General features: G+C 66.5%; 21 protein-coding genes. 10 read left to right on the top strand and 11 right to left on the bottom strand.

The genetic code is table 11. The annotated features are described in order from the left end of the window. Positions 1–189: 189 nt before the first annotated feature. From AR3_RS14790 to AR3_RS14780, 3 genes are all read right to left on the bottom strand, one after another. Entirely contained in the window at positions 190–1,110 is a 921-nt protein-coding gene (locus AR3_RS14790; RefSeq protein ID WP_083951526.1) for a MarR family transcriptional regulator, read from the bottom strand. 1,186 nt (positions 1,111–2,296) lie between these two features. Further along, the gene (locus tag AR3_RS14785) at positions 2,297–2,500 is read right to left on the bottom strand and encodes a DUF397 domain-containing protein (protein WP_067914568.1); all 204 of its coding nucleotides are present in this window, start codon (positions 2,498–2,500) and stop codon (positions 2,297–2,299) included. After that, positions 2,497–3,303, bottom strand: coding sequence for a helix-turn-helix domain-containing protein (locus tag AR3_RS14780; protein WP_067914566.1), 807 nt, complete (start codon positions 3,301–3,303; stop codon positions 2,497–2,499). The genes AR3_RS14785 and AR3_RS14780 overlap by 4 nt, the downstream gene beginning before the upstream one ends. Before the next feature lie 151 nt (positions 3,304–3,454). On the opposite strand from AR3_RS14780, the gene AR3_RS29685 reads away from it, so the two are divergent. Continuing rightward, positions 3,455–3,874 carry an ATP-binding protein gene (locus AR3_RS29685; RefSeq protein ID WP_083951524.1) on the top strand — a complete coding sequence of 140 codons (420 nt, stop codon included), beginning with the start codon at positions 3,455–3,457 and terminating at the stop codon, positions 3,872–3,874. A 634-nt stretch (positions 3,875–4,508) separates the two neighbouring features. Then, positions 4,509–4,832 carry a hypothetical protein gene (locus AR3_RS14770; RefSeq protein WP_067914563.1) on the top strand — a complete coding sequence of 108 codons (324 nt, stop codon included), beginning with the start codon at positions 4,509–4,511 and terminating at the stop codon, positions 4,830–4,832. 356 nt (positions 4,833–5,188) lie between these two features. Here AR3_RS14770 and AR3_RS14765 read toward each other — a convergent pair whose 3' ends face one another. Next, the gene (locus tag AR3_RS14765) at positions 5,189–6,571 is read right to left on the bottom strand and encodes an NsdA family TPR-like regulatory protein (protein WP_106259264.1); all 1,383 of its coding nucleotides are present in this window, start codon (positions 6,569–6,571) and stop codon (positions 5,189–5,191) included. Between the two features lie 285 nt (positions 6,572–6,856). On the opposite strand from AR3_RS14765, the gene AR3_RS14760 reads away from it, so the two are divergent. The 7 genes from AR3_RS14760 to AR3_RS14730 all read left to right on the top strand — a co-directional run bounded on the left by AR3_RS14760 (position 6,857) and on the right by AR3_RS14730 (position 14,080). Further along, positions 6,857–7,930, top strand: coding sequence for an NAD-dependent epimerase/dehydratase family protein (locus AR3_RS14760; protein WP_067914561.1), 1,074 nt, complete (start codon positions 6,857–6,859; stop codon positions 7,928–7,930). Beyond that, positions 7,927–8,898 (top strand): thymidylate synthase, encoded by a 972-nt coding sequence (locus AR3_RS14755; protein ID WP_067914559.1) that lies wholly within the window; start codon positions 7,927–7,929, stop codon positions 8,896–8,898. Before AR3_RS14760 ends, AR3_RS14755 begins: the two co-directional genes overlap by 4 nt. Continuing rightward, positions 8,895–10,733, top strand: coding sequence for a carbamoyltransferase family protein (locus AR3_RS14750; RefSeq protein ID WP_083951522.1), 1,839 nt, complete (start codon positions 8,895–8,897; stop codon positions 10,731–10,733). The genes AR3_RS14755 and AR3_RS14750 overlap by 4 nt, the downstream gene beginning before the upstream one ends. After that, positions 10,733–11,785, top strand: a complete 1,053-nt coding sequence (locus AR3_RS14745) for a glycosyltransferase family protein (RefSeq protein WP_067914597.1) — start codon at positions 10,733–10,735, stop codon at positions 11,783–11,785. The genes AR3_RS14750 and AR3_RS14745 overlap by 1 nt, the downstream gene beginning before the upstream one ends. 96 nt (positions 11,786–11,881) lie before the next feature. Then, entirely contained in the window at positions 11,882–12,406 is a 525-nt protein-coding gene (locus AR3_RS14740; RefSeq protein ID WP_217998552.1) for a P-loop NTPase family protein, read from the top strand. Between the two features lie 37 nt (positions 12,407–12,443). Further along, on the top strand, positions 12,444–13,325 hold the full coding sequence (locus AR3_RS14735) for a class I SAM-dependent methyltransferase (RefSeq protein ID WP_227023393.1): 882 nt from the start codon (positions 12,444–12,446) through the stop codon (positions 13,323–13,325). Next, positions 13,322–14,080, top strand: coding sequence for a phosphotransferase (locus tag AR3_RS14730; RefSeq protein ID WP_083951520.1), 759 nt, complete (start codon positions 13,322–13,324; stop codon positions 14,078–14,080). Before AR3_RS14735 ends, AR3_RS14730 begins: the two co-directional genes overlap by 4 nt. Positions 14,081–14,435: 355 nt before the next feature. Here AR3_RS14730 and AR3_RS29680 read toward each other — a convergent pair whose 3' ends face one another. After that, positions 14,436–14,891 (bottom strand): ATP-binding protein, encoded by a 456-nt coding sequence (locus AR3_RS29680; protein ID WP_106259266.1) that lies wholly within the window; start codon positions 14,889–14,891, stop codon positions 14,436–14,438. A gap of 613 nt (positions 14,892–15,504) precedes the next feature. Between AR3_RS29680 and AR3_RS14725 the strand changes: the two genes are divergently transcribed. Further along, positions 15,505–16,080 carry a GNAT family N-acetyltransferase gene (locus tag AR3_RS14725; RefSeq protein ID WP_083951518.1) on the top strand — a complete coding sequence of 192 codons (576 nt, stop codon included), beginning with the start codon at positions 15,505–15,507 and terminating at the stop codon, positions 16,078–16,080. 22 nt (positions 16,081–16,102) lie between these two features. Here the strand turns inward: AR3_RS14725 and AR3_RS14720 are convergent, their stop codons facing one another. The 6 genes from AR3_RS14720 to AR3_RS32200 form a co-directional block, all read right to left on the bottom strand. Further along, entirely contained in the window at positions 16,103–17,101 is a 999-nt protein-coding gene (locus AR3_RS14720; RefSeq protein ID WP_067914552.1) for a thiopeptide-type bacteriocin biosynthesis protein, read from the bottom strand. Continuing rightward, positions 17,083–18,252: a lanthionine synthetase C family protein gene (locus AR3_RS14715; protein WP_067914550.1), complete on the bottom strand. Its 1,170-nt coding sequence runs from the start codon at positions 18,250–18,252 to the stop codon at positions 17,083–17,085. The genes AR3_RS14720 and AR3_RS14715 overlap by 19 nt, the downstream gene beginning before the upstream one ends. Continuing rightward, positions 18,249–21,293: a lantibiotic dehydratase gene (locus tag AR3_RS14710; RefSeq protein ID WP_227023391.1), complete on the bottom strand. Its 3,045-nt coding sequence runs from the start codon at positions 21,291–21,293 to the stop codon at positions 18,249–18,251. Before AR3_RS14710 ends, AR3_RS14715 begins: the two co-directional genes overlap by 4 nt. A gap of 172 nt (positions 21,294–21,465) precedes the next feature. Then, a complete protein-coding gene (locus tag AR3_RS14705) occupies positions 21,466–21,663 on the bottom strand; it encodes an FxLD family lanthipeptide (RefSeq protein WP_067914546.1) in 198 nt (65 codons plus the stop codon). A 66-nt stretch (positions 21,664–21,729) separates the two neighbouring features. After that, positions 21,730–22,974 (bottom strand): methyltransferase, FxLD system, encoded by a 1,245-nt coding sequence (gene fxlM / locus AR3_RS14700; RefSeq protein WP_067914544.1) that lies wholly within the window; start codon positions 22,972–22,974, stop codon positions 21,730–21,732. A 364-nt stretch (positions 22,975–23,338) separates the two neighbouring features. Next, positions 23,339–24,088, bottom strand: a complete 750-nt coding sequence (locus AR3_RS32200; protein WP_227023392.1) for a DUF6879 family protein — start codon at positions 24,086–24,088, stop codon at positions 23,339–23,341. Positions 24,089–24,096 lie beyond the last annotated feature (8 nt).

The raw sequence follows: 24,096 nt of genomic DNA, 5'->3' as shown, positions 1-24,096 counted from the left end.
TCACCTTGGCCAAGTCGGCCAGTACGGGTGCGGCTGGTCGCTGCGGCAGGCGCCGCGGTGCCGCTGGAAGTAGGCGACGGCGTGGCGGCGGGAACAGTCGTAGTCATCGTGGCTCTCCGAAGCACGTGGTAGCGGCGGCCTTGGGTGGGGGCGGGGCGGGCACCGGTGTCCCGGTCGCCCGCCCGGTGCTCACGCCGTGGTCCTCTCCGGCAGTGCGGCCGCGTCCTGGCTGGGGCGGGCGGCGGTGTAGCGGCGAGGACGTTCGCACGTCATCTCGGCCTCGCCGGTGCTCACAAGGCGGTCGAGGGCATTGGCAACGGCACCAGCCGAGTGACCGATGACTTTGCTCACCTCGTGTGGCGTGAACTCGGCTCCCGGGTGTGCGGCCAGGTGCGCGGCCACCTTGGCGCGCATCTCACCGGGCAGGCAACGGACCCGGCCGGACGAACTGCGCGGCCGTCCGTTGACCGCAGCACGGACCAGACGCCGCGCCTTCGCGGAACCGCTGTAGACCGTTTCGGTGGCTGTAAGCGCCTCGCTTCGGTTACCGGAATTGAGAGCTTTCAAAGCCGCGTTGATTGCGGCGGCCAAGGTCGACAGGGCCTCGCGCGCCTCGGCCGCCGCAGCTGCGTCCAGTTCTGTTTCGGGGGTGGACTGAGCGATGTCCTGCGTCTCCGCCGTCTCGCCAGAACCAGGGTCGTGGCCGGCGTTAGGCTCGTCCAAATCGCCGCTGGGCCTTTGAGCCGGCTTCTCTGCGGTGCTCGGTTTGTCGTCAGTGTCAGCGTGTTCAGAGGTCATGGCGACGGTGACGGGGTGCCAGATATCCGGGGTTCGCTTGCCGCCTTTGCGGGTGCCACGAAGTCGGGTTGCGTGACCCATCTTTTCCAGGGTCGTCAGCGTCCGTGCCGTGGTTGCCTTGCTGATACCTGTCGCCTCGGCGATGGCGGCGACCGTGCTTCCGGGAGCGTCGTTCAGCGCCTCCCAAACTACGGCTCCGGCGCCCGAAGGACGCGGGTGGGATGTAGATGCGGCAGCGACGTCCTGCTTTCCCGTGTCATCGTTGTGGCACGTTTCCGCGATGGCGGTCGGGCGAATGTCGACAGCAGTCATGTCGTTTTCCCTCCAGGTTTCGACAGCCGGGTTTCCGACACCGTTCTTGTGTTTGCAGCTCGACTGTGACTCGCCCCGACACCAACTGGCAAGGACATCCGCCTAGTTTTTGCGTCACCTGAACGTCTGGACTTGCTTCCCTCCTTGCACTAACAAATGCCACTACATAAAGTCTGCACCAAAACCGGCGCAGCTACTAGAGCGTTCGCGCCTCTACTCAAGACAGCCTCTTCAGCCTTGGCCCGACAACCTGTCAGACACCGCACACTTGAGAGCCTCGTCCACAACTCGCGCGGCTGGCCGTCACCTCTTGTCGCAGCTTACATGCGGCCACAGGAAGGCGCGTTCAGCCCGGCACGGCTGGCCGGCCACGCACTATCGCTGCTTACTCAGTATCCCCTTTGGTGATAGTCGGACCTCCCAGTGGCCCCCTTAGGGGTGCCGAGTACCTGCAGGAACGCCACCGCTTTAGGGTGTCGCTCATAAGCGGTCTACCGAGCGGTCTACCACATGGCCGCCCGAGTGGCACCGCGGCACGTTAGGAACGCCTACCGCGAGTTTCACGTCGTCCTCTCCTGGGACACAAACCATTCGCTCATGTGGGGTCCGACACAACTCGGGCCTCCACTACTTGCTTCTGGTAGTAGGAGGTCTTGCACCCTGGCTCCCAATAGAGATCGGGTCGGTGGTGGCCGCGGTCTGAGCCAGCCCGCCAACGCAACCAAGAAGTGATCTCCTCTATCCTGGCCGGTTCGAAGCTCCTGATGCTTCGTTGCTCGGATTCAAACCGCGCGCATTCCTGCTCGGCGCCAGCGCTTTACTTGGCAACCTCGACGGAATCGACCCGGATGTAGAGCGGCCCGGTACTGGTGAGCCGGCGCTTGCAGTCCGCCAGCTTTCTAGTGGCATTTGTCTTAACCGTTTGCTCCAACGTCAGGTGAACTAGGGCGCACTCCCTGTGGTAAGCGGCAGCGCTAGTACGCCAACAACTGCGACGAAATCATCCAGCGCTAGCGGCAAGCTCTGACTACCGCGTCGCCACCCGTACCCCTTCCACACATCCCCTTGATGCTTTCCAACGCAACCCGAGTATCGAAGGCCGTCTGGCACCCTTCCTATTACGGCTTGCGCTCGACCAAAATGACAGCGACCCCTCTGGGAGGGGTCGCTGATTGGCACACTCGGGTCACATGTCCATCTCGTCTCGCTTCACGCGGGCGACCAAATCGGCGAAGACCTCATTCGACAGCGTCAGGTACCCCCGCTCGGGGGCCTTACTGTCCCGGACAGCGATGGCCTTGGGAAAGCTGGCAACCTCCACGCAGTCACCGCCCTGTGCGGTACTGTGGCTGCTTTTGCGCCAGGCGAGGTCACCTGCAGGAGCGCTCATTGCATGGCCTCCATCTGTCGGATGATCAGTTCTCGGGATTCCTTGGGGGGCAACCCTTCCTGTCCAATGTGGTCATACCGTATGGCATAGGTGCGCACCTCTGCCGCGCCCACTACCAGTCTTCCCCCCGGTACGAAGGCTTGGTCCGCCTGCGGCAGCGGGCCTGGCGCCTCGACGTACGCCACCTCTCCCGAAGGAACCGTCATCAGCTTGAAAGCTCCGTCCAGCCCCAGGTGAGGTCCAGCCATCTTGGGGACGACCCGGATGTTGATGTTGGGACTCTCAGAGACGTCGAGAAGATGCCGGAGCTGGCGTGCCATGACCTGAGGTCCGCCAACCGGCACCTCCAGTACGGCCTCCCAGATCAAGACCCAGAGGATCGGAGGCGGTTCCTTTGCGAGCAGGGCTTGACGCTTCATCCGCACATCCACCTGCTCCTCGACGTTCCGTGCTCCGCTGGTCGCGAGCGACGCTCGTGCATAGTCCTCGATCTGGAGCAGTCCGGGAACCCATGCCAGTTCCCAGATCTTGATGATCGACGCCTGCCTCTCGATTTCCACGTGCTGCCGAAACCAGTCAGGATCGTGACCTTTTGCGGCATACCACACCAAGAGACTGAAGTGCCCTCCGGTGTTCCATGCTTCGTCCAGGATCTCCGCCTGCTCCGGCGACAGATGCTCCTGATTGTTCTCCAGTCTGGAAATGGCCGACCGCCCCACGTTGAGCAGCCTGGCCACACTGTCACCGGACAGTCCCCGCCGCTTGCGGTAAAGCCGCAGGTCACGGGCTATCCACGCCCACATCGATAGGCGTGGATCCGGGGACGGGTTCGTGGGCATGCCGCGGCCCCCCTTTACCAGCGTTTACCAGGTTTACCAAGAACAGGGTGACAACCTACCCCGCCATCGCGACTCTCTGTCATGAGACACACACAACCCGCCACGAGGATCCGTCATGTCACACGAGATGCAGGCAACTCCCACTGATCAACGACCGAACCCGCTGACCGCGCTACTCCTCTACGCGCCCAACGCGGCATCGGTCTCTCGAGGACGCCGTGACGTGGCCGATCGTGTCCGCGCCTGGGGGGCAGCGAACCGTGCCGCAGACGCGGAACAGGTGGCTTGCGAACTACTCGCCAACGCGGTGCGGCATGCGGACCGCAGCACTCACATCACGATGCGCCTGTCAATGTGCAGCGACCAGTTGGAGATCGCCGTGGGCGACTCGTCACCCGATGTTCCGGAGGCGCGACAGCCAAACCTGGACGACGAGGCCGGCCGCGGGCTCTACCTGGTGGAGTCCTACAGCGACGAGTGGGGGTGCGACAGTTACCCCACCGGCAAGGTCGTGTGGGCCAGGTGGCGGCTATGAGTTGCACGCTCAACTCCCTCATTTCCCGGCTGGGGCCCGGGGGCGGGGCAGCGCAAGACGCCATTGCCGCATGCACAACGCAGGCGCCGCCGCTGGGCTCGGCATGGGCGCGATGGACCGCTCGGCGTCGGCTGGACCGGCTGGCTCGGGTACTGCACCGTCGCGACTGGACCTTGCTAAGGCAGTGCGACGAGAACCCGCCTCGTTTGAGAGTGTGCTCGGAACAGGCGCCGCGTTGCGACGAAACCATAACTGTGGCGCGTGGTGGCGGAGCCGAGTGGTGGTACGAGAAGGGCGCTGGCGTCTATCTCGCCTTGTACCCCGATCTTGAACTGGCTGTCGACGCTCTGTGCACCTTGCTCACCGCAACCAGGCATGACCGTTCTTGCCTCCAGCGGTCAGGACACGCAATGCCAGTTGCTCTTCCGGGAGCCGTCGAGCCCGAGACGAGTTGAAAAGGGCTTCGGTGACCCGTGGAGATTCGCGGGACTTCACGTGTCACCGGGCAGGGCCGTTGTGGGAAGACCAGCGGCCCAGCAAGGAAGGTGGAGGCGGCGCCGTCGGGGATCGTCCCCCCAATCCACTGACCGCGCCGCCTCCACCGGCAATCGCAATCTGAGAAGTGAGGTGAACCATGAGCTTTGACAGGGGAAGGCACGCGGCGACCACCGACCGGCCGACGCCGCACAACCGCAGACGCGAGCACTTGGCCGCACTCCACGCGGCCATCCAGGTCCGCCCTGACATGGATGGCCGCCTCGTCCAGCAACGCGGAGTGTCCTGGGTCAACGTCTCGCGGTACGGAAAGCCGCGCCGCGCAGTCAACGTGAGTTGCGACTACCGCAACGGCGGCTGGTGGTTCTGCTGGCTGGCCGACGGGTCACCGATCGCACGTGTCGAGGATGTCGCCGGGTGCATCGACAGGCTCACCCGTGAACTGAACGGGACCGTCACATGAGTTCCCTGCCTGCAGACCTGGACGCAGCGGCCATGTTCGCCCTACGGAGTCGTATGCATCGTCGTCGGAGTGGAGCACATGCTGCCTAACAACGGTGTCCCCAAGCTCTCCCCACCCGACAGGATCTTGTGACCTGCGAGGAGATGAGAACACGGCGGCACCCGGTAGGGCTCATCACCGAGCCGCGCCAGGAGAGCGCACCGGGTGCCGCCGCGCACCAATCGACACTTCGCATGGCAGCTCCCTGAGCAGCTCGTAGTCGTCCCATCCGGTGGGGTCAGGGGCCGATTGTCGCCAGCCGTATAGGACCTCCGATCGCGAGTGTGGGCCGCTTGCCGACATCGGTACCAGATCGGCTACGGACGGCTGTTGATGAGCGCTCGGGATTGCGCGAGGAAGTCCTTGGCCGGGGCGGACCGGCGGAACGGGGTCAACGCGTCGGCGAAGCGGCGTAGATGGCCCAGGCACCGCGCGGAGTTGACCTCAGAGCTGAGGATGGCGACTCCTTCGTTCGCCTGGGCCAACGCGGCGTCGAGGTCAGGCTGTTGCTGTTTGATGTAGGTGGTGGCGAGGAGAAACTTCCGTAGGGCGCGTTCGCGCGAGTATGTGGAGTCTTGGAGTTTAAGCGCGCGGCGGAGGTGGAACCGCGCCTGGCGGTAGTCTCCGATCTTCATGTGGCAGTAGCCGGCCTGCGCGTGAGCTTGAGAAAGGTTCATCCAGTAACTCCACCCGGGATCTCCGGTGGAAGTTGGTTGGTCGGCGAGGGCATCGAAGGCGGCGTCGATCGCGCGGTTCGTGGTGGCGGCGCGGCGGGTAGCGGTAGCGGTCTGGTCGTTGGCGCTGGCTTCGGCTGCGCGGAGCGCAAGGATGGCCCTGACCTTCGGGCTGGCGCCGGGGTAGGCGCTGCGGGCGGTTTCGGCGAGTATCACTGCCTCGCGGCCGCCGTCGAGGTCTTTGGCCTGGCAGGACATGAACCCGAGTATGTTGGCGCCCAGCGCGCGGTCACCAGCAGTGTGAGCGGCGTGGAGTCCGGCGATCCAGTAACGCTGAGCGCGTGCGTGCTGGTTGTCGTCGAAGGCGGCGAATCCGGCCAGGCGCAGCAGCTCGCCGGCTGTGGCGTGCAGGCGGCGGCCGACTGTGGCCGTGTAGCTGTGTTCGTCCAGCAGGGTGGTGACGTACCGCAGGTGTTCGTGGATCAGGCTGAGGAGTTGCCCGCCGCCGATCTGGTCGTCCATGCGGCGCAGTCGGTCGGTGATGTGATCCAGGTCGTCGACGACACTGATCGGGACATTGGAACCAGCGGCGCGTGCGGCGGCCTGTGCGGGGTGAGCGATGAGCCATTCGTGGGCAGGTGCGGTCAGCGCTGTGCCCATCAGCATCATGAAGTGGCGCCGGTCCATGAGGCCAGCGTGGGTGACCGCACGGAGTGCGCGCAAGGTCCCCGCCGCAGTCCATGGAGTCTGTAGACCGGCGGCCGCAGGTACGGTGTCCGGCTCGTCAGGAGGCCAGCCCATCTCTTCGACGGTGATGGTCCTGCCCAGCTCCTGACTGAGTACTTGGACGACCAGCGATCGCCAGGGGGGTTTCGGCGTCTGCCCCTGGATCCACTTGTAAGGGGTCTTCGGATGCACGCGCTGCGGGAGCCTGAGCGTTTCGGCAAGCGCGTTAACTCGTCCGGCTAAACGTTCGCCGTTCATGCCGATCGTAGCCAGCAGCTCCTTCAGCGGCGCGTCAGGCATGGGACCTCCATGAGTGGCGCAACCGGCTCCGCGCGGCGCTTCCTCCGCAGCACATTGGACACGGTACTGGCGACAGTAGACGAGCTGATGCTGGTGAGCTATGGCCACTACCGGTTCGCTATGCGCGCTACCAGGCCACTACTGGCCGCTACAGGGGGCTCAGGTCCGCACCATCGGCACCACTGTCGGGCGGACCTGTCGTCGGGCTTGTCTATGAGGCGTGAGGTCCTGGGATCCGATTGCGGAGATCACCTCTGCGCCCTCGGACCGGAGAGGCGGTACCCCATGGTGGAGCGTTCTGATCTTCTCTCGCAGTTGCCGCCCACGTCGACGACCTTGTCGAGGCCGGTGCTGGTGACCGGCACGGAGGGGTTCATCGGTCGGCACCTGCGCGCGGCGTTGGTGGAGCGGAACGTGCCGGTGATCGGCGTGGACACACGCTGCCCCGAGCCCAATGACGGAGCGTCGTTGATCGTCAATTCGCGCCTGTGCCAGGTTAAGGCCGATTTGACCACAATGGAACTGAGCGAGCTGTCCGGGCTCCTGGCACAGGTCGGCGCGGTGGTGCATTTGGCGGCGGCCACCGATGTGGCCGCTTCGTGGGATACGGGGTTCGCCGACCACGCAGCGTCGGTGCTGGGCACGCAACGGCTACTGCGCGCATGTCAGCTGGTGGGTGTGCCTCGGGTGGTCCTGGCCTCCTCCTCCCACGTGTACGGGCCGGGTGTGACCGGGCCGGTCAGTGAGGACGCGCCGACCGAGCCGACCTCCCCGTACGGCGTGGCCAAGCTCGCGGCGGAGCGACTGGCACTCGCCTACGCCCGACATCCGCGTTCCACGATGAGCGTTGTTGCGCTGAGGTTCTTCACCGCATTCGGGCCAGGCTGCCGTCCGGCAATGGTGATCAACCGGATGTTCACCGCCGCCGTCAGCGGGCAGCCGCTTCCTCTGTACGGGACCGGCACCGTACCCCACACCTGGACGTACGTCTCCGACCTGGTCGAGGCCACCCTGGCGGCGATTGCCGCGCCACTGGACGCGGGCCAAGGCCTGGTCGTGAACGCAGCCGGAAGCGACGCGGCGTCGCTCCGGCAGGTCGCCGAGAGAATCGGAGACCTGGTCGGCGCACCGGTGCCGCTGCGGAAGACTGGTGACCGAGCGGGCGATGCCGCCGCCACACGCGCCGACCTGACCCGGGCCGCGCTGGTGCTCAGGTGGTTCCCGAAGGTCGGGCTGGACGAGGGCCTGCGGCGACAGTGGCAGCACCTTCGCAAAATGTTTGCCCCATCCGCACCGCCCGACTGGTCCGGGGCGGCGCCGAGCAGGGCGGAGCCTTCGCGCGGAGGGGCCACGCAATGATCGCGCTGACCAATGACTCGGCAACCGAACTGTGGCGTGATGCCGTCGCGGTCGTCGTGGAACAAGGGGCCGCCTCTGCGCCGCGCGGCCTGTCCACGCGGGAAGTCGTTGACGTCCATCTGGAATTGACCTCCCCGCGACGGCGGCTGGTGTGCGCCCCGCCGGTCCGGGTGATCAACGCGGCGTTCGCGGTGGCGGAGACAGTGTGGATTCTGGCCGGAGTGGACGACGGATGGATCTACACCTACAACCAGCGGTTGCGACAGTTCGCTGATGACCACGTCTTGCGCGGCGCCTACGGCCCTCGATTGCGAGCCTGGGCCGGGCGCATTGACCAGCTCGATCAGGCCCGCCGTCTGCTGCTGGACGATCCGGAATCACGGCGTGCAGTGGTACAGCTGTGGGACCCGCTCCGCGACCACAAGGGGAACAAAGACGTGCCGTGCACGCTCGGATGGCAGTTCATCCTGCGCGACGGACGGCTGGACCTGCACACCACGATGCGTAGCCAGGACCTGTGGCTGGGCTTCTGCTACGACCTGTTCACCGACACCGTCCTGCATGAGCTGATGGCCAGCTGGGTGGGAGCGGAACTGGGCACCTACCACCACCACGTCATGTCGCTGCATCTCTACGACGAGCATCTGCCTGCCGCCCAAGACCTGCTGACGGGTCTCGCGGTCCGCCCGAGCCCGGTGATGCCGCAGTTGAGCGTGCCATGGCAGGACTTCGACACGCTCTTGCAGGCGGTGATCGAGGACCGCGACCTCGATCACCCCGGCTGGGCCAAGGCGGCGGCCGTGATGCGCAGCTACCGCATCCGCCGTGGCGGTGACCACGACGACGCGTACCGCTTGGCCCATGCCACTGGCGGGCCGCTGGGTGAAGCACTGCTCGCCTGGTACGAGCACTTGGACCGCGCCGCCCAACACCTGCCCGACCCGATCCCGGAAAGTGACCGCCCATGAACGCGATTACGGCCGCCCCCACGGAGCCGGTGGTGCTCGGCTTGTGCTCGGGCACGCACGACTCTGCCGCCGCGCTCATCGCGGGCCGGCGCCTGGTGGGATTGGTAGAGGAAGAACGCCTCAACGGCGATAAGCACACCCGCGCCTACCCACAGCAGGCGATCTCCTGGCTGTTGGATGAGGCGAACCTGTCGCCGAGCCAGGTCACGCACGTCGCCTACAACTTCGACCCGCGCCGTTACCTGACGGCTGCCGCCGCCTCACTGGCCCATCTGCTGTGCCCGACCACAATGCGGCGTTCCCTGCCGCGCGCCCGCTCGTTCGCTCGCGTCCACGTCTTGGCCCGCGAGCGGTACGCCCAGTTCGCACGCTGCTTCCCGAACGCGGCCATAACCGGCGTGGAGCATCACCTGGCGCACGGGTTGTACGCCCTCGCCGCTGGTGCCGACCGTCTCGCCCCTGCACGCGGGGCGGCGGTGCTGGTAGTCGACAGCCTCGGAGAGTCTGCGACCACCACCATCACCCACGCACGCCGTGCCGCCGACGGGCGCCTGCACCTGCGTCGCCTGCTCACCGTCAACGATCCCGCCTCCCTCGGGTATGTCTACGGTGCCGTCACGGCGCACCTGGGCTGGCGACGCGGTGACGAGGAAGGCACGGTGATGGCGCTGGCCGCCACCGGCGACCCGGCCCGCTTTCGAAACCTGTTCCGCCAGGCCATCCCGCTCACTTCCAGCGGCTTTCGTGTGGACGTGCGGTGGTTCCCGCTGCGGGTGCTGTCACGGGCGTGGCCGCGCGTCAGCGAGGCGTTTATCGCCGCGACCTGCCCACCTCGCGCCCCAGACGCCCCAGTGGAACAGGTCCACCGGGATCTGGCCGCCGCGCTTCAGGAGCGTATCGAGCACGTCATGGTGCACCTTGCACGGCTGGCGCGGGCCCTGACCGGCGAGCCGGTGCTGATGGTCGGGGGCGGGGTCGCGATGAACTGTGTAGCCATTGGAAAGATCTGCCAGCAGGCCGAGTTCGAGCAGGTCACCGTCCCGCCCGCCCCCGGGGATTCAGGTACGGCGGCAGGTGCGGCCCTGGCATTGCATCGAACGCTCACCGGGCGTCTCCCGTCCGGCGTCGCAGGAGCCTGTTATCTCGGTCCCAGCTACGACGAGGTACGGCTGTCTCGCCAACCGCGGCCGGGGCTGATCGCGGTTCGGCTCTCCGAGCCCGCCGAACTGATCGCGCAGCGGCTCGCAGATGGGCAGATCGTCGGTCTGTTCCAAGGGCGGCTGGAGGCTGGGCCGCGTGCACTGGGCAACCGCTCGATCCTGGCGTCACCGCTGACGCCCGGCGTTGTGGACCGGCTGAACGCCACGGTGAAGTATCGAGAGCCATTCCGGCCATTCGCGCCCGTCGTACTCGCCGACCACGCCAGCGACTATTTCACCCTCGCCCAGCCGTCGCCGTTCATGTCGATCGCCTCAGGTGTGACCGACCTCGCCCGGCAGACGGTCCCCGCGGTTGTGCACGTCAACGGCACGGCTCGTGTGCAGACAGTCACGCACGAGCAGAACTCGCTCCTGGCCGAGATCCTGGCCGAGTTCGCCGCCATCACCGGCCACCCGGTACTGATCAACACCTCGCTGAACGTAAAGGGCAAACCGATCTGCGGCACCGTCGACCAGGCATTGGACTGCCTGACAGCATCCGGGTTGGACGCGGCCTTGATCGGCGAGTGGTGGGTGACCAAGACCGCACGCTCCAACGTATCCCCGCTCACCGCCACTGCGCAGAGCGCTCCGTCATCGGGCGCCGACTTCAAACCAGACATGGAGGCCGAGTGATGAGAATCGGCTACAGCTTCTGGGGTTTCCTCGGCGCGGGAATCACGGACACCCCCGATGGCGGGCGCAGCCACCGCCGCACCCTTATCGACGGCATCATCACCGACCTCGGCCACGAAGTCGTCTTCCTTCAGGCCAACCGTGACCTGGACGAGGCCGACGAGGACCTGCGCGACCACTACACCTGGGACAGCGGCTTTCCGAACGTGGACGCGCTGATGCTGGAATGGCGTTGGCCGATCGAAGGCCGCAACACCACCACCTGCGGCAGCCCCGGCCACACGTGCGACCTGCACCGCCAAGCCGAGCTCCTGGCCCACTACACCCGCGACCGGCACATCCCTACCCTGATCTGGGACAAGGATCTTCAGCTCGCCACCGATGCCTCGCTGCGGCACGCGCCACACGTGACCGTCTGCGAGGCCGCACTGCACCCCGGGCCCGGCGCAGCCCGTCTGCTGTTCCCGATCAACGACAACGTTCTGAACACCGCCGACCCACACCGACTTGCCGCCCTCCACCGTGACCTGCCGCTCGTCTACATTGGCAACCAGTACGACCGCGACCGGCAGTTCGACCGCTACTTCGCGCCTGCCGCCGCCGAGGTCGATCACCTGGTCGCCGGCAAGTGGACCACCACCGACCGATGGCCCCACGTCCACTTCATCGGCCGCATCCCTTTTCCCGAGGTAGATCGCTTGTATCGGCGCAGCCTGGCCACTGTGTTGCTGGCCCCCGACCGGACCGCCGCGCGTGGCCAGTTCACCCAGCGGATCTTCGAGGCGGTACTGGCCGGATGCCTGCCAATCACCCCGTCCGAACTCCGCTCAGCTGACAAGGTCGTCCCAGAAGAGCTCATCATCACTGACGCGGCCGACGTCCGCCATGTCCTCGACAACCTCGCCGCGCTCGCAGGCGGCACAGGCCACGCTGATCTCATCGGCCGCTGCCTGCGCCACCTGGAGATCTTCCGACTGTCGACGCAGCTAGAGACCCTGAACGACCTGCTGTATCACAGCACGGCCCCACATGGCGGATGGATTGCACGATGACCGCGTCCGACACTGCGGCAAGGACAGCGGAGATCGTGCCGAGCATTTGGCGTGCCCGACCGACACACGGCCTCGCAGCCGGTACCGTCAACCTCCATGGAGCCCAGCCCGACGCAACCGCTGAAAAGAGTCGCGATCATCGGCTGTGGCGGGTCCGGCAAGACCACCATCGGCCGCCGTCTCGCCGCGCGCATCGGCACCGAGATCATCCACCTGGACGCCGTCTACTACGACGACGAGTGGAACAAGCTGCCACAAGACAAGTTCGCGCAAATCCAAGAAGAACTCGTCGCAGCGGACAGCTGGGTGATCGACGGCAACTACGCCGGCACACTCCCCATCCGGCTTCGCCGCGCCACCCACGTGATCTTCCTGGACCTGCCCGCGATCACCTGCCTGTGGGGCATAGCCCAGCGCCGCTGGCGCTATCGCGGAGGCCAGCACAAGAACGACGGCGTCTACGACAACATCAACTGGGGCTTCATTCGCTACATCTGGGGCTACCGCCGCGAGATGGCCCCCCGAGTCCGCGCACTGATCGCCGAACACGCCGGACACGCCCAGGTGCACATCGTCCGCTCACGGCGCGCCGCCAACCGGCTCGTCGAACAACTCACATAGCCCGCTCCTCCTCCGGCGTGCACGGACGGCGGTGACCATGCCGCCTAAGTCCTCGAACGGCAGCAACCCGTTCACCGATCCACACACGGTGCCTGCCCTGTACGCCGACCGCGTCCGCGTCCAGCGGCGCAGCAACGCCCTGCTGACCGCCAAGATCCGCGGAGCCCATGTCGGAAACATGGTCGCCGACCTGCTCACCCGCCAGTCTCCGCATCTGACCGATCACCCGGCTCCGCTCATCGCCGACCTCGGCTGCGGCACCGGGCGCCCCACTCGTGTCATCGCCCAGCGATTCCCACGAGCGCGGCTGCTGGCCGTCGACGCCTCACCGACCATGCTGGACGCCGCTCGGCACCACCTGGCCACTTCTCTGCCTCGTAACCGACACACTCCAGACAAGGCCCAAGTCGGCTACCTGCAGGCCGATTTCCATTCCCTGCCCCTAGCTGCGGCTTCCTGTGACGCCGTCACCGCGGTGTTCAGCCTGTATCACGCGCCGGCTCCCGCGCATGTCCTGGCCGAGATCGCCCGCTGCCTGCGCCCCGGCAGCGTCGCGGTGCTGGTCACCAAGTCTGCCGACAGCTATCACCAGCTCGATCATCTTCTCACTGTCACGGGCCTGGACTCTGGCGCCACCACCCGCCCGAGCCTGTACGCGGCTGCGGACAGTCGTCGCCTCCCCGCCCTGTGCAGCAATGTGCTGACGGTTGAGGCCGTCCTTCATGACCAACACGTCTTCCTTTTCAGAGACGCGGCGCACCTGGCCGACTACTTGGTCACCGTCCCCAAGTACCAGCTCCCCCCGCCGCTGGATACCGACCCAACAAAACTGGCGGAGCAGCTACGGCGCCGCCGAGGCAACGCCCCCCTGACCGCCACGTCCACCATCACCTACGTCATTGCCAGGCAGCCGTCATGACAGCCAAGCCTCGGCGCTGGACCAAGCACTACCCCGACAGCCCAGACGGAACGGCGAGATGCCGCACAGCCGCCGCACACCACGCCTGGCTCGCCAGCCTCGGTGCGCCCGTCCCTAGGCTGCTCGTGGCACACCCTCACAAGCTGGAGTTTGAGCACATCGCCGGAGTCCACGCCCGCCCCCAGGACCTTCCTGCACTCGCTTGTCTCTTGGGTGACCTACACCGCGTCGCCTACGAACACGAGCTGCACCGGGCCCGGCTGGACCGCCCCCACCACACCACCACAGGCGTAACCATTCCCGACTTCGTCTCGCACCGCCGTATCGCCATCATCCGCCTGCTAACCCAGCGAGCCGTGCCCGAACCAGCGCTGTCTCTCTCGGACGCCATGAACGCGCTTGACGAAACGCTGGCCGGACCCGCCGCCTTCTACAAGGACAGCAACCCCCGGAACTTCCTGATCAGCACCAACGGCCCCGTCCTGGTCGACTTCGACACCGTCACTCTGGCGCCGCTGGGATACGACCTGGCCAAACTGATCGTCACCCTTGCCATGACACACGGCCCGATCCCCGACCACCAGATTCGGACAGCGCTGACCACCTACAACACCGCCCTCACCCATGCGATCCGTGAGCTTCAACCTGTCCCATGGAAGACGCTGATGACCTGGGCCGCCATTCACCACGTCCTCACCAGCCCTTACCTAGGACGCGGCGGCTACCGCCACCGATGGACTGCACATCAGCCCTAACAGGTGAGCTGCTGCGAACCACACCGCCCTTGGATGGACGGTGCAATGTCGGGCTTATCCTCCAATCGCAAGGGGATGGGATGAGCAACCAGCCTCTGCCGAGCACCCACGTCCAGAAGCGTCCAGCCGCCAACCGCGTTCCTTGAGGGGCATGAGTCAACTCCTCAAAGCCATCCCTCTACTCAGGAAGGAACCGGCTGGCCAGCATCACCCTGCATAGGGGCCACCCATTCTGGTCGGATAATGACCTACTTCCTTGCACTGCACCCCAACTCGGCTGGACACAGAAATCTCCAGTGCGACCAACGGGCCGGCAACCACGCCAATCCGGCAGCCGGATATGCCTCCGCAGCGGTCATGAGCTTTGTCGTTCAATGTCGAGAAGAACCCAGACGAGATGACCGTCTTCCGGACTACCTCGCACTCCTATCCGTGCCGCGAGATTGCGTATTACATGCAGTCCGCGACCACGTTCGCTCGACTCGTTTGCGATGGCGTCTGGGAAGCGCGGCGTTCCCTTTCCCCCTAGGTCGTAGACGGCGATCTGCACGTTGCTGTGGCGCGTGATCTCGACACCGAACCATCCGCCCGGTTCTCCGGACCGTGAGTGAAGCAACGCGTTGCTGACCAGTTCACATGCGATCAACTCGGCGTCGTCGGCCCGACCCGTGTCCGCAAGCATGTAGGCGGCGAACTTGCGCGCGGGGGCGGCTTGGTCCGCCCTTCCGGCGAAGACACGGCGCCATGACATCGGTTCGCCCTCGACCAGCCAGTGTCTTGCCTGCAACGCAGATTCCCTCAGTGTCACCACGTTTCCCCTCCCCTCACTTTGCCGCTTCGGCTCATCTGTTGGATCCCGTGCGGCGCACCGCCATAAGGGCTCACCTGAAGGGGACGCGTCAAGTTAACGGCGCACGTTTTCAATCGAAGGAAACAGCACTTGTTCTTGCCAAGAGATAAGATAAAGACCATGGTCATCGCTTGTAGAGAAATCCCCCGACCCTCGCGTTAAAGATCAGCGCCTGGTCGAAGCTGTCGAGCGGTAGCTGTGGTCGCAAGGTCAGACACGCGCCGCAGAGCGATGGCCTCCCCACGACCACCAAAACCCGGCAATCCCGACCATGATCCGCGTGTAAGCCAGTCGCGACCAGGTCACCACCAGTAATGCGCTTTCACCTCTCCACCATGGCGGTGAGTTCCTAGGCTCTCTCGAGCCGATCTTCGAACAGCTTGAGGCGGGCGATATCGGCGGCGACGGATTTTTGCTCAAAGTACGAGTGAACAAGTCATCGCAGTTGAGCAAGGCCTCAAAGTTTCGGAAGAGCGAGCCCTACGCCGTCTTCCGCGTTGGAGCTGAGGAGCGCGTGCATGCGGCCTGCATCCCGAGTTGGATGACGCCCTCCGTACTGCGTGACCATGGAGGGATGGCACCGGCCAAACCTCCCCGTGACGACGATCCACACCTCGTCATCCAACCTCGTCCTTACGACCATCCCGACGTCCGGAGCCTTGTCGACGACCTCTACCTGGAACAGGTCGGTCGATATGGCTTCGCCGACGCACCGAACGAAGACCCCACAGACTTCGCCCCGCCATTGGGCGTCTTCCTCGTCGCCTACGCCGACGGCATCCCCTGCGCCTGCGGCGGCATGCGCGCCTATCGGCCCGGCGTCGCAGAGATCAAGAAAATGTACGTGACCCCAACGCACCGCGGACGCGGTCTAGGGCGGCGGATCCTGGACAACCTGGAACAGGCCGCCCATGCCGCCAGCGCCCGCCGGATCATCCTCGAAACCGGCTCGCGCAACACCGAAGCGCTCAGCCTCTACATACGAGCCGGGCACCGCGCCATCCCGGCCTATCGGGAGCGTGACGCCACCATCAACCGCGCCCTCGCCAAAGACCTCATAGACGGACGCGTTGAACGAAGATATCCCGGGAAGAGTGACGTGTCGGGCCGCGCCTTTCAGCTTGGTGTCGATGACATGAGGTGCTCCTAGACGTTCAAAGGAGCTGGGTGAGTTAGCTGCGTGGCAGAAAGGCGGCGGTGGCGGCGCGAGCGAGGACGCCTTGCGTGGTGGCCGATAGGCCGAGCCGGTTCCAGTGGAAGATCACCACGTGGGCGAGTAGCGCACGCAGGCCGCGGTCGAGGTGACCGTCGGCTGCGGCTGCTCCGAGTCGCCGTCCTGCTGCGTGAAGTTCTTCCCGCCAGGCAGTTGCGAACGCGGCCGGACCGCCAGGGCCAAAGAGGGGGTCGGTGGCTTCGGCTTCGGCGTGTATGAGCGTCCGGATCTGGTCAGCCAGGGTGTCGATTGCTTCTGGGGTTGTCGAGCGGGATGGGGCGGGGCGTAGTTGCGCGACTCGGTGGAAGACGTCGCCGCTTTCGAACCAGTCCAGTCCCGCGCCGTGGAGGAGTGACTGGAGGAGCATGATCGACATTTCGCGGCGTCCGAGTGGTGGCGATGCGGCGAGGGCGTAGTCGAGGACGCCGCGGGTGTCGGCGCAGAAGAGGTCGTGGACGGTGGCCATGGCTGTGGGGCCGCCGAACGCGGCGTGCTCCGGTTCGTAGATCGAACGCCGCCATCCTGCGATCAGCCCGAGGTCGGTCAGTTCGGTCATTGTCTCGGTGACGGCGTCGGCGACGGCCGAGGCGGCAGCCAGGCCGGGGACGGGTACGCGCAGTCGTATCCGCCAGTAGGGGTGTTTGCGTAGAAACCACCACCCGCCGATGACTTCGTGATGGTGCAGGTCGTCCAGGCGTGGCCGAAGGTGCGTAGCGGCGAGTTTTTCGGCCTGCTGCCATGCGGGCCACTCCACGAGCACTTGTTGCCACTGTTGCTCGGTGTGGCGTTCTAGCGCGGCGTACCCGGCGGCCAGGTACACCTGGACGGCTTCGGTGAGCTGGTCGGGTTGGAGGCCGTGTTTTCGCGCGGCTGCTTCTGGTGGGGTGCCTGCGAGGACGGCGAGTACGCCGGCGGCGAGTTGGGTGGGGGTGGCTTCGGTCAGGTGATCAGCAGGCATGCGTCCCATCCCGAGTGGGGTGGCGCGGTGCGCCGCGTGGTTTCCAAGGCCAGTGCGGTTCCGGTTTTGCCGGTCAGCAGCCCCTCGTCTGAGCTTTCGTGGTGGGGGGTGGTGTGTGCGGTGAGCGCGGCGGCCAAGACGGGCAGCTGCTGGTGGAGTGCCGGGTTGGTGCTGTCGCCGGCGGCGCGGTAGACGGTTTGGTAGAGCCCGGCGAGGCCGTGACAGATTCCGGGGTCGCTGATCTGCGTCAGGTTCTGGTCGGTCAGGGAGGCCAGTAGCGCTTGTTCGGCGGTGTGTTGTCGTGTGGTGTCGCCGGTGGCGAGGGCGGCGAGCTGGAGTGCACGGGCGATGCCGGGGGTGCCGTAGCACCATGAGGGGCGTCCGGGGCGTTGCTGGGTGGGGCGGCCGGTGCGTAGGGCGGGGAGGGTGATCCATTGGGGCCACCAGGGGCCGTCTGGTGAGTGTTGCCGCCAGTTTTCGATCCAGTCGGTTAGCCGTTCGAGCGCTTCGTGCTGTCCTTCGACGACGTGGCCGGCGCGGGTGGCCAGGGCTAGGAGTGCGAGGATTCCGGCCGCGCCGTGTGCCATGCCGAGGTTGGCGTGTCCACCGGGTGTCGGGAGGGTTGGGTCGGGGTCGTGTGTGACCCACCAGCCGGGCAGTTCCATCCCGTCGTGGCGGATGGGGTGGGTAAGCCGTACCAGGTATCGCAGTACGTCGCCGAAGGTGTCGCTGTCGGGCTGGCGCAGGAGCAGGAGTGCGCCGATGCCGACGAGGCCGTAGAACAGGTCGTACTCGCTGAACCGGGTGTATTGGCCTGCGTTGATTCTGGTGGTGGCGGTGTTAAGGCGGCGGCGGGCAAGGCGTGCCACGTGGCGGTCCAGCGTTGCGAGTGCTTGCTCGTACCGGGGCTGGCCGTCGCTGGTGGCAGTGTGCAGCATGAACGCGACGGCGGGTGCCCCGTAGTACAGGCCTACGTGGTCACCTGCATCGATCGGGCCGGCGGCCACCTTCCGGATCAGTGCGTGTGCCGTGGCCCAGGAGCCATGACCTGTCAGGGCACGCTCGATGTGAAGGAGCGCAGTGCCGGCTGTACCGTCCGCCAGGGATTGGTGGTGCGCCTGATCGGGGGAGATTGCCGCAGTCGACGTCACTGGGCACCTGCAGAGGGTGATGTGGTGGCCAGGTTGCGGAGGGCGGCAGCGCGAGCCAGGCGGATGGTGGTGGCTTCATGCTCGGGGTCGAGGCCGAGCGCCCGGACGTGGTGTCCGTGCAGGAGCGTCGTCAACAGGTCTTCAGGATTGCGCTGTTGGGCGAGTAGGTGATGGTAGGTGGCCAATGCGCGGGCCCTGTTCTGCCATGCGGTGGCGACTGCGTCTCCGCATGGCAGGGCACGGACGGCGGCGAAGTCGTCCGCGGGGTCGGCCAAGCGGAAGGTGATGTCGCGTACGTCTGGGGCCACGGGTCCGAGCCGTTGCTTTGCGCAGCGGACTAGCGTGCGGTAGCCGGTTGCGGTATCGGGGGCGAACGATGCGGCGAGATGCGTCATTGAGGCGGCCGCGACGGCCTGTGCCGCCACTCCGGCGGCTTGGACCATCGTGATTTGGGCGATGGCGGCTGCGGTGTCGGCGGTGAACACTTCCTCGGCGGCTTCCAAGGCCGGGCCGTGCCCGTAGCGGCCGGATTGTTCTGCGGTGGGAGCCAGTACGAGCTGTGCGAGCAGGCCGCGTGCTTGTAGGTGCTGGGCGAAGGCGGCCAGCCGTGCAGCCACCGGCCCGTACTGGGATTGATCGGCGAGCCGGAACAGCACCACGAGGTATTGGTCGGCCTCTAGGCGGATCAGGTCGCGGTGCCTGCTCGCCCACCACCGCCGGATCGGTGCGCCGACCTGGTGAACGAACGCGGGCAGGTGGCGGGCGAGGATGGTGTCGAACCGCGCGGGGTTGCCCACCAGGTGCGCCCGCAGCAGCAGTGCATCACCCGGTTGGTGGACGACACCGGGTGGCGTGGTCGCCGGCAGCCGCCGCGTCGGTGCAGTGGCTGCGACCATCGGGATCACCAGTTCCGTGGCGCGTTCTGCCCAGCCCTGGCCGGCGGTCGAGGCGTCTTCGCGAAGCTCGACTTGTTCGGTCTTGTTCAGCCGGGTGCGTAGCAGCCAGCGGTCCAAGGGCTGGTCCAAGTTCAGCGGTAGACGCAGTTCCCCGTGGCACAGCACGACGCGGGCGGGCACCTTCCATCGGTCGCGCCATCTACGCAAGGCCTCTTCCCAGTCGTCACTGGTTGCGGTCAGGTCCCCCTGGTTGAGGAGCCAGCGTGCGGGAGACAACACCGTGCGCCGGTAGCGGATGCGGGGGACGTACGGCAGGGTGCGGGCTGCTCCCAAATCGAGCGGGCCGAACACGGCGCTGCGCGCATCGGCGACTTCTGCCAGGAACCGCGCCAACGGCGGCGTCTGCACCGTGGTGTCCAAAGCGTGGGGGATGTAGGCGAGCACGCGCCGACCAGTGGAGCGCTGCACCAGGTACATCTGATCGGCGTCTGCGGTGACCGCCAGGTCGTCCAAGCTGAGCACGCCACGCCCAGCACCACTGGCACACGAGTGATCGTGGGCGGTGTCGGGGTGTTCGGCCAGCGGCAGCACGACCGTCCCAGCGTGTGGGGCAACGCGCACGACGTTGTCGTTGTGCGGGCGGCGGGGCGCAAACGACAGCTGCGCCACCACAGCATCGCCGTCGGCGGGCGCGTAGGTGCGGGCGAGACGAGCGCGGTCGGCCTCGTCAAGCAGGTAGGCGAACCGGCCGATCATGCTGGTGTGGGCGCGCGGCGCAGCCACCACGTGGAGGGTGAAGTCGCCGCGGTTGATCGCCTCTGCGGAGTCGGCATGGAGCGCAACGCCGAGCTCGATACGCGGCGGCACCACTGCCTCGTTCTGGTCGCCGATCATCAGCGCCTGCACATCGGCGTCGGACAGCCTGATCTCCTCAAGCCCGTCCACGAGTGCCTGCTGGATCATCGCCATCAATGTGGCGTCGCGTTGAGTCAGCGCACGCCATGCGGGGCGTGCACGGGGCGCACCCAGGTGGCCGTGGGGATACCCCAGTCCCGAGTCGGCGAGCAGCTCCCGGATCGGGACGAGCGCACCGGTGCCGTAGCGGGCGCGGAATCGGGCGTGGTAATCCAGCCACGCCGTCGTGCCGAACGGTTGTGCCGATAGTCGCAGCAGGACATCGGCCGCGCGTTCGGCCTCCTTTAGCACCGGTTCAGGCATGGTGATGTAGGCGTTGAGCCGTAGGTCAGCCGCCAGCACATGCCCCGTGCCGGTCGCCAGGCTGCGCATCGTGTCGGTGACTTCGGCGCGCAGGGTCGCCGATCGCACCGGGTCGGCGGTGGTGTTGTGTTCGACCAGCCGGGCGTTGACGGCCTCCAGTTGGTCGAGCAGGTCGGCGATCTCGGCGAGCTCCTCGTCTGCGGTCTCGTGGACACCTGCACGGCGGAGCTCCTGGATGAGGTGGTTGAGCGGGTCTTCAATGGTCGAGGCGGGACGCAGGCTGGTGATGAGGAATCCGCCGTCGATCAGGCCATGCAGCAGCCGGTGTATCTGGTCAACGCCGGCGCTGGGGAACCGTTGGGACATGCGATCGGCCAGCACAGCAAGCCGCTGGGGCCTGACGGCCTGGTCGAGGGCGTAGGCGATGGGTGCGGTGAGACGCACCGATGCTTCCCTCAGCGGCCCCGGCGATCGCGCCCCGAGGTCGGCTCTGCGGAGGACGATGAAGTGGCCGTCGCGGACGGTTCCGGTGTTGTCCGTGACGACCGACAGCCGCATCCGCAGGGCACGGTTCTGCTCTATGTGGTTGATCAGCTCGGTGAGCCATTCGGCGTCGGCACGGACGACGACGCGGTGACCAGTGCCGACTTTCGCCGCCGCCGGCCCGAGAGCAGCGGTGGTGACTCCGGCGAACATCCCGAAGGGAGTGGCGCGCCGCTCCCACCGCAGCATGTATGACGCCAGCGATGCCACCGTGCGGCGAAGCCGCCGCCCTGCGGGACAGCCGTCTGCCAGGAGGCGCTCAACACCGGCGGCCAGGTCTGGGCTGGACAGTCCTACGGCCTCGCGCACCTCGCAGCGCGCCCAGATGTGCGCCAACCACGCGGCTCCCTCCCGCTCCACGGCGGTGGGGTCGGTCAGGTCCAAGTCGCCGGGGGGCGTCATGCCCGGGGGGCATGTGGTCGCACGGACCAGCACGAATCCGGCGTGGCGAAAACGACGAGGAACCGCCACAGCCCTCTTCCCTTCTTCACACCAGGCCCTGCCCGGGGGCGACAGCCCTTTTGGTGGCGCCGCCCCCGGGTAGGCGTTCAAGCAGTTAGAACGGGTCGTTGGAGCTGGTGCTGCATGCGCTGGTGCTGCAGGTACTGCCGCAGCCGTCGCTGGTGGAGCACATCATGGCCACCAGCGGCGTGGTGGACTCCACCACGCGCATGTCCAGCACGAACTCCTCCTCGGCGACCTCGGCCTGGTCGTCGACGGGTTCGATGGCGTCCAGGGTCAGGGATAGAGCCATCAGCTCACTCCTCACACACTTCGGGGGTGAACGGTGCGGTGCTCTCTGGCTCGCCGGACAGGCTGGTCAGCTCGACGGGAGCCAGGAGATCGAGACGGCGCCATGGTGCTTTTCCAGCACCGCCGAGTAATCCGGAAGCGGGGGAACAGGGGTCCCGGTCGGCCAGAATGCGAACGACGGCGCGCGGTGACGTCCGTTGCGATCCCACGCCTGGACCTGTTCCACAACAGCTGTGGCCGCGGCTTGGCCGTGGACGCCGTAGGCGGTGGCGCCGAACTCCACGCCCTCGCCGTCCATCGCCGGACGCACTGCCAGGTAGGCGACGGAGTCCCCACGCACACCGCCGACCGGGAACCACGTCTTGCCCAGCTCCGCCGCCAGTTCGGTGTCCGGGTCAGCGGTAATCCGGCAGAAGCCGGGCAAGAACGCTGCAAACCACAGATGCAGGTCGGCGAACGAGACCCTCTTCCCGATGGTGACGCCGGACCATACCGACACCGGCTCGCTCGCCAGCACCCCATCCAGCAGATGCAACGTGTCGGGAACCTCAGCGTCGAACTGCAGCCGTAGATGCTTGCCGTGCCAGTCCGGCAGCAGGAACGTCCGCTCGACGTGCGCCCCCTGCCCCTGCATCGGCACGAACCCGGCCACCTCAACGTCACTGCTCACCAGATGATCTCCGTCGCGGCGGAAAGCGATGGTCCTGGTGATGCCGTTCATGCGCAGCGGCACCACCAGCACACCGTCGGCGATCAGCTGGTCCAGCCAGGCCGGGGGAATGTCCCACGCCCCCACGGTGACCAGTGTCCGATCGAACGGACCGAAACCGGGCACAGGATGTTCGGCGTCCGCCTGCATGACGCTGACCCGATCGCCGTACCCTGCCCGATCCAACAGGACGACGGCACGCTCGACGATCTCACTGTCGATGTCGATGCTGACCACATGCCCACCCGGGCCGACGACCTCGGCCAGCAGCGCGGCGTTGTAGCCGCCCGAGCCGATCTCCAGCACGGTCATGCCGGGACGGATGTCGGCCATCTCGATCATGCGGGCCTGAATGTAGGCGGCGCTGACCGACGACAGGTGTCCGCCGTGCTCATCGGTCTTGGTCACCACCGCGCGGTCCACGCTGTAGACCACGTCGAGAGGAGTGTCAGCCGGCACGAACGCCTCGCGCGCAACCGTGCGGAACGCCTTCTCCACCGCAGGCGAGACGATCTGCCCCTTCGACAGCAGCGTGTCGACCAGTTCGTCACGCAAGCGCGCCGCCTGCTCAGAGTCGCCGGTCCTGTCCACTGCCTGAATCACGTGCTCTCCCCCGTTGTTCGACGTTGTTCAGCAGCTCACACGAGACCGACTTGCCCAATTTCGTCGGCCTGTCTGCTCGAGCAGGAGCATGTCCGCTGCACAACCCGGCGCGCCCAATCCTGATCATGCAAGAGCGCGTCCGGCACCGAAGCTCCAGCCGGGACACCCGGCCAGCTGTGCACGAACGTCACAGTGTTGCCGACGGCGTGTACCGGCAGAAAGGCGACCAAGACGGCTCCCTCGGGGCGATGCGCGGTGTCACCGAGAACCCTCGCGCGCCTGGACCGCCACCGGGAAGAGATTTGGCGGAATTTGGCCCCCGCCCCGCCCACCACAGAAAGGTGAGGCGGGCGGAGCGGTGCGGTCAGGGGAGCTGGAACTGGTCGTGCGGGATCGCCCGCTGCCACACCTGCTCGAACGCCGCCAGACAGCGCGCGACCACGGCCGGATCGTTGCTGCTCTTCTCCTCGGGGATCTCGGTCCCGTCCCCCTCGCAGAAGTTGAACATCACCAGCTTGTTGTCGAACAGCCAAAAGTCCGCGCCCGGCAGCATCAGGTCCCAGGCCCGGTCACGCGGCAGCCACCGCACGTCCTCTCCGGCCTCGACGTTCTGGGACGTGAGCATGTGCTCCCACCGGATGTAGTCCGACGGCGGCACAGAAATCACACGGGCGCGGCGGATCGTCACCCCGCGGCCCACCGCGTCCTGCACGATCTGACGCCAATTCGTCATCTCGTACCAGCCCGACCCGCCCGCCAAGAACTCCTGGTAGGCGGGATGAGACGGGTCGTAGGTGTCGCGCATCTCCAAGTGCAGCGCGCTGTGCTTGGCGACCTTGAGCACCTCGGTGCTGTCCGCCGGACCGTGCCCAAGACGCCCCGGCTCGTACGTGCCGGCGGCCGCCTCGCCGATGATCGACGCCATGCGCGCCGGAAGCCGCACCACGGCCTCATCAGCGTGCAGGGTACCGTTTCTGCCGATCTCGGCGAGCACCAACGGATCGGTGACGAGCAGCCCCTGGAAGTAGAAGTCCCCGCTCTCAGGGTCGACGTACACGGCGGGGCAGCGCCCCTCGGGCGAGTCAGGATCCTCACCGACCAGATCGAGCGGCATCACGGTCC

This window comes from Actinomadura rubrobrunea NBRC 15275 (assembly GCF_001552235.1).
GTDB classification, from domain to species: domain Bacteria; phylum Actinomycetota; class Actinomycetes; order Streptosporangiales; family Streptosporangiaceae; genus Spirillospora; species Spirillospora viridilutea.
This window is presented reverse-complemented; position numbering and strand designations above follow the sequence as displayed.

What these genes read in the sequence shown, in the direction of transcription:
- AR3_RS14790 (WP_083951526.1), bottom strand. Translation starts at nt 1,110, where the DNA reads ATGACTGCTGTCGACATTCGCCCGACCGCCATCGCGGAAACGTGCCAC.
- AR3_RS14785 (WP_067914568.1), bottom strand. Translation starts at nt 2,500, where the DNA reads ATGAGCGCTCCTGCAGGTGACCTCGCCTGGCGCAAAAGCAGCCACAGT.
- AR3_RS14780 (WP_067914566.1), bottom strand. Translation starts at nt 3,303, where the DNA reads ATGTGGGCGTGGATAGCCCGTGACCTGCGGCTTTACCGCAAGCGGCGG.
- AR3_RS29685 (WP_083951524.1), top strand. Translation starts at nt 3,455, where the DNA reads ATGTCACACGAGATGCAGGCAACTCCCACTGATCAACGACCGAACCCG.
- AR3_RS14770 (WP_067914563.1), top strand. Translation starts at nt 4,509, where the DNA reads ATGAGCTTTGACAGGGGAAGGCACGCGGCGACCACCGACCGGCCGACG.
- AR3_RS14765 (WP_106259264.1), bottom strand. Translation starts at nt 6,571, where the DNA reads ATGCCTGACGCGCCGCTGAAGGAGCTGCTGGCTACGATCGGCATGAAC.
- AR3_RS14760 (WP_067914561.1), top strand. Translation starts at nt 6,857, where the DNA reads ATGGTGGAGCGTTCTGATCTTCTCTCGCAGTTGCCGCCCACGTCGACG.
- AR3_RS14755 (WP_067914559.1), top strand. Translation starts at nt 7,927, where the DNA reads ATGATCGCGCTGACCAATGACTCGGCAACCGAACTGTGGCGTGATGCC.
- AR3_RS14750 (WP_083951522.1), top strand. Translation starts at nt 8,895, where the DNA reads ATGAACGCGATTACGGCCGCCCCCACGGAGCCGGTGGTGCTCGGCTTG.
- AR3_RS14745 (WP_067914597.1), top strand. Translation starts at nt 10,733, where the DNA reads ATGAGAATCGGCTACAGCTTCTGGGGTTTCCTCGGCGCGGGAATCACG.
- AR3_RS14740 (WP_217998552.1), top strand. Translation starts at nt 11,882, where the DNA reads ATGGAGCCCAGCCCGACGCAACCGCTGAAAAGAGTCGCGATCATCGGC.
- AR3_RS14735 (WP_227023393.1), top strand. Translation starts at nt 12,444, where the DNA reads ATGCCGCCTAAGTCCTCGAACGGCAGCAACCCGTTCACCGATCCACAC.
- AR3_RS14730 (WP_083951520.1), top strand. Translation starts at nt 13,322, where the DNA reads ATGACAGCCAAGCCTCGGCGCTGGACCAAGCACTACCCCGACAGCCCA.
- AR3_RS14725 (WP_083951518.1), top strand. Translation starts at nt 15,505, where the DNA reads ATGGCACCGGCCAAACCTCCCCGTGACGACGATCCACACCTCGTCATC.
- AR3_RS14720 (WP_067914552.1), bottom strand. Translation starts at nt 17,101, where the DNA reads ATGCCTGCTGATCACCTGACCGAAGCCACCCCCACCCAACTCGCCGCC.
- AR3_RS14705 (WP_067914546.1), bottom strand. Translation starts at nt 21,663, where the DNA reads ATGGCTCTATCCCTGACCCTGGACGCCATCGAACCCGTCGACGACCAG.
- AR3_RS32200 (WP_227023392.1), bottom strand. Translation starts at nt 24,088, where the DNA reads ATGCCGCTCGATCTGGTCGGTGAGGATCCTGACTCGCCCGAGGGGCGC.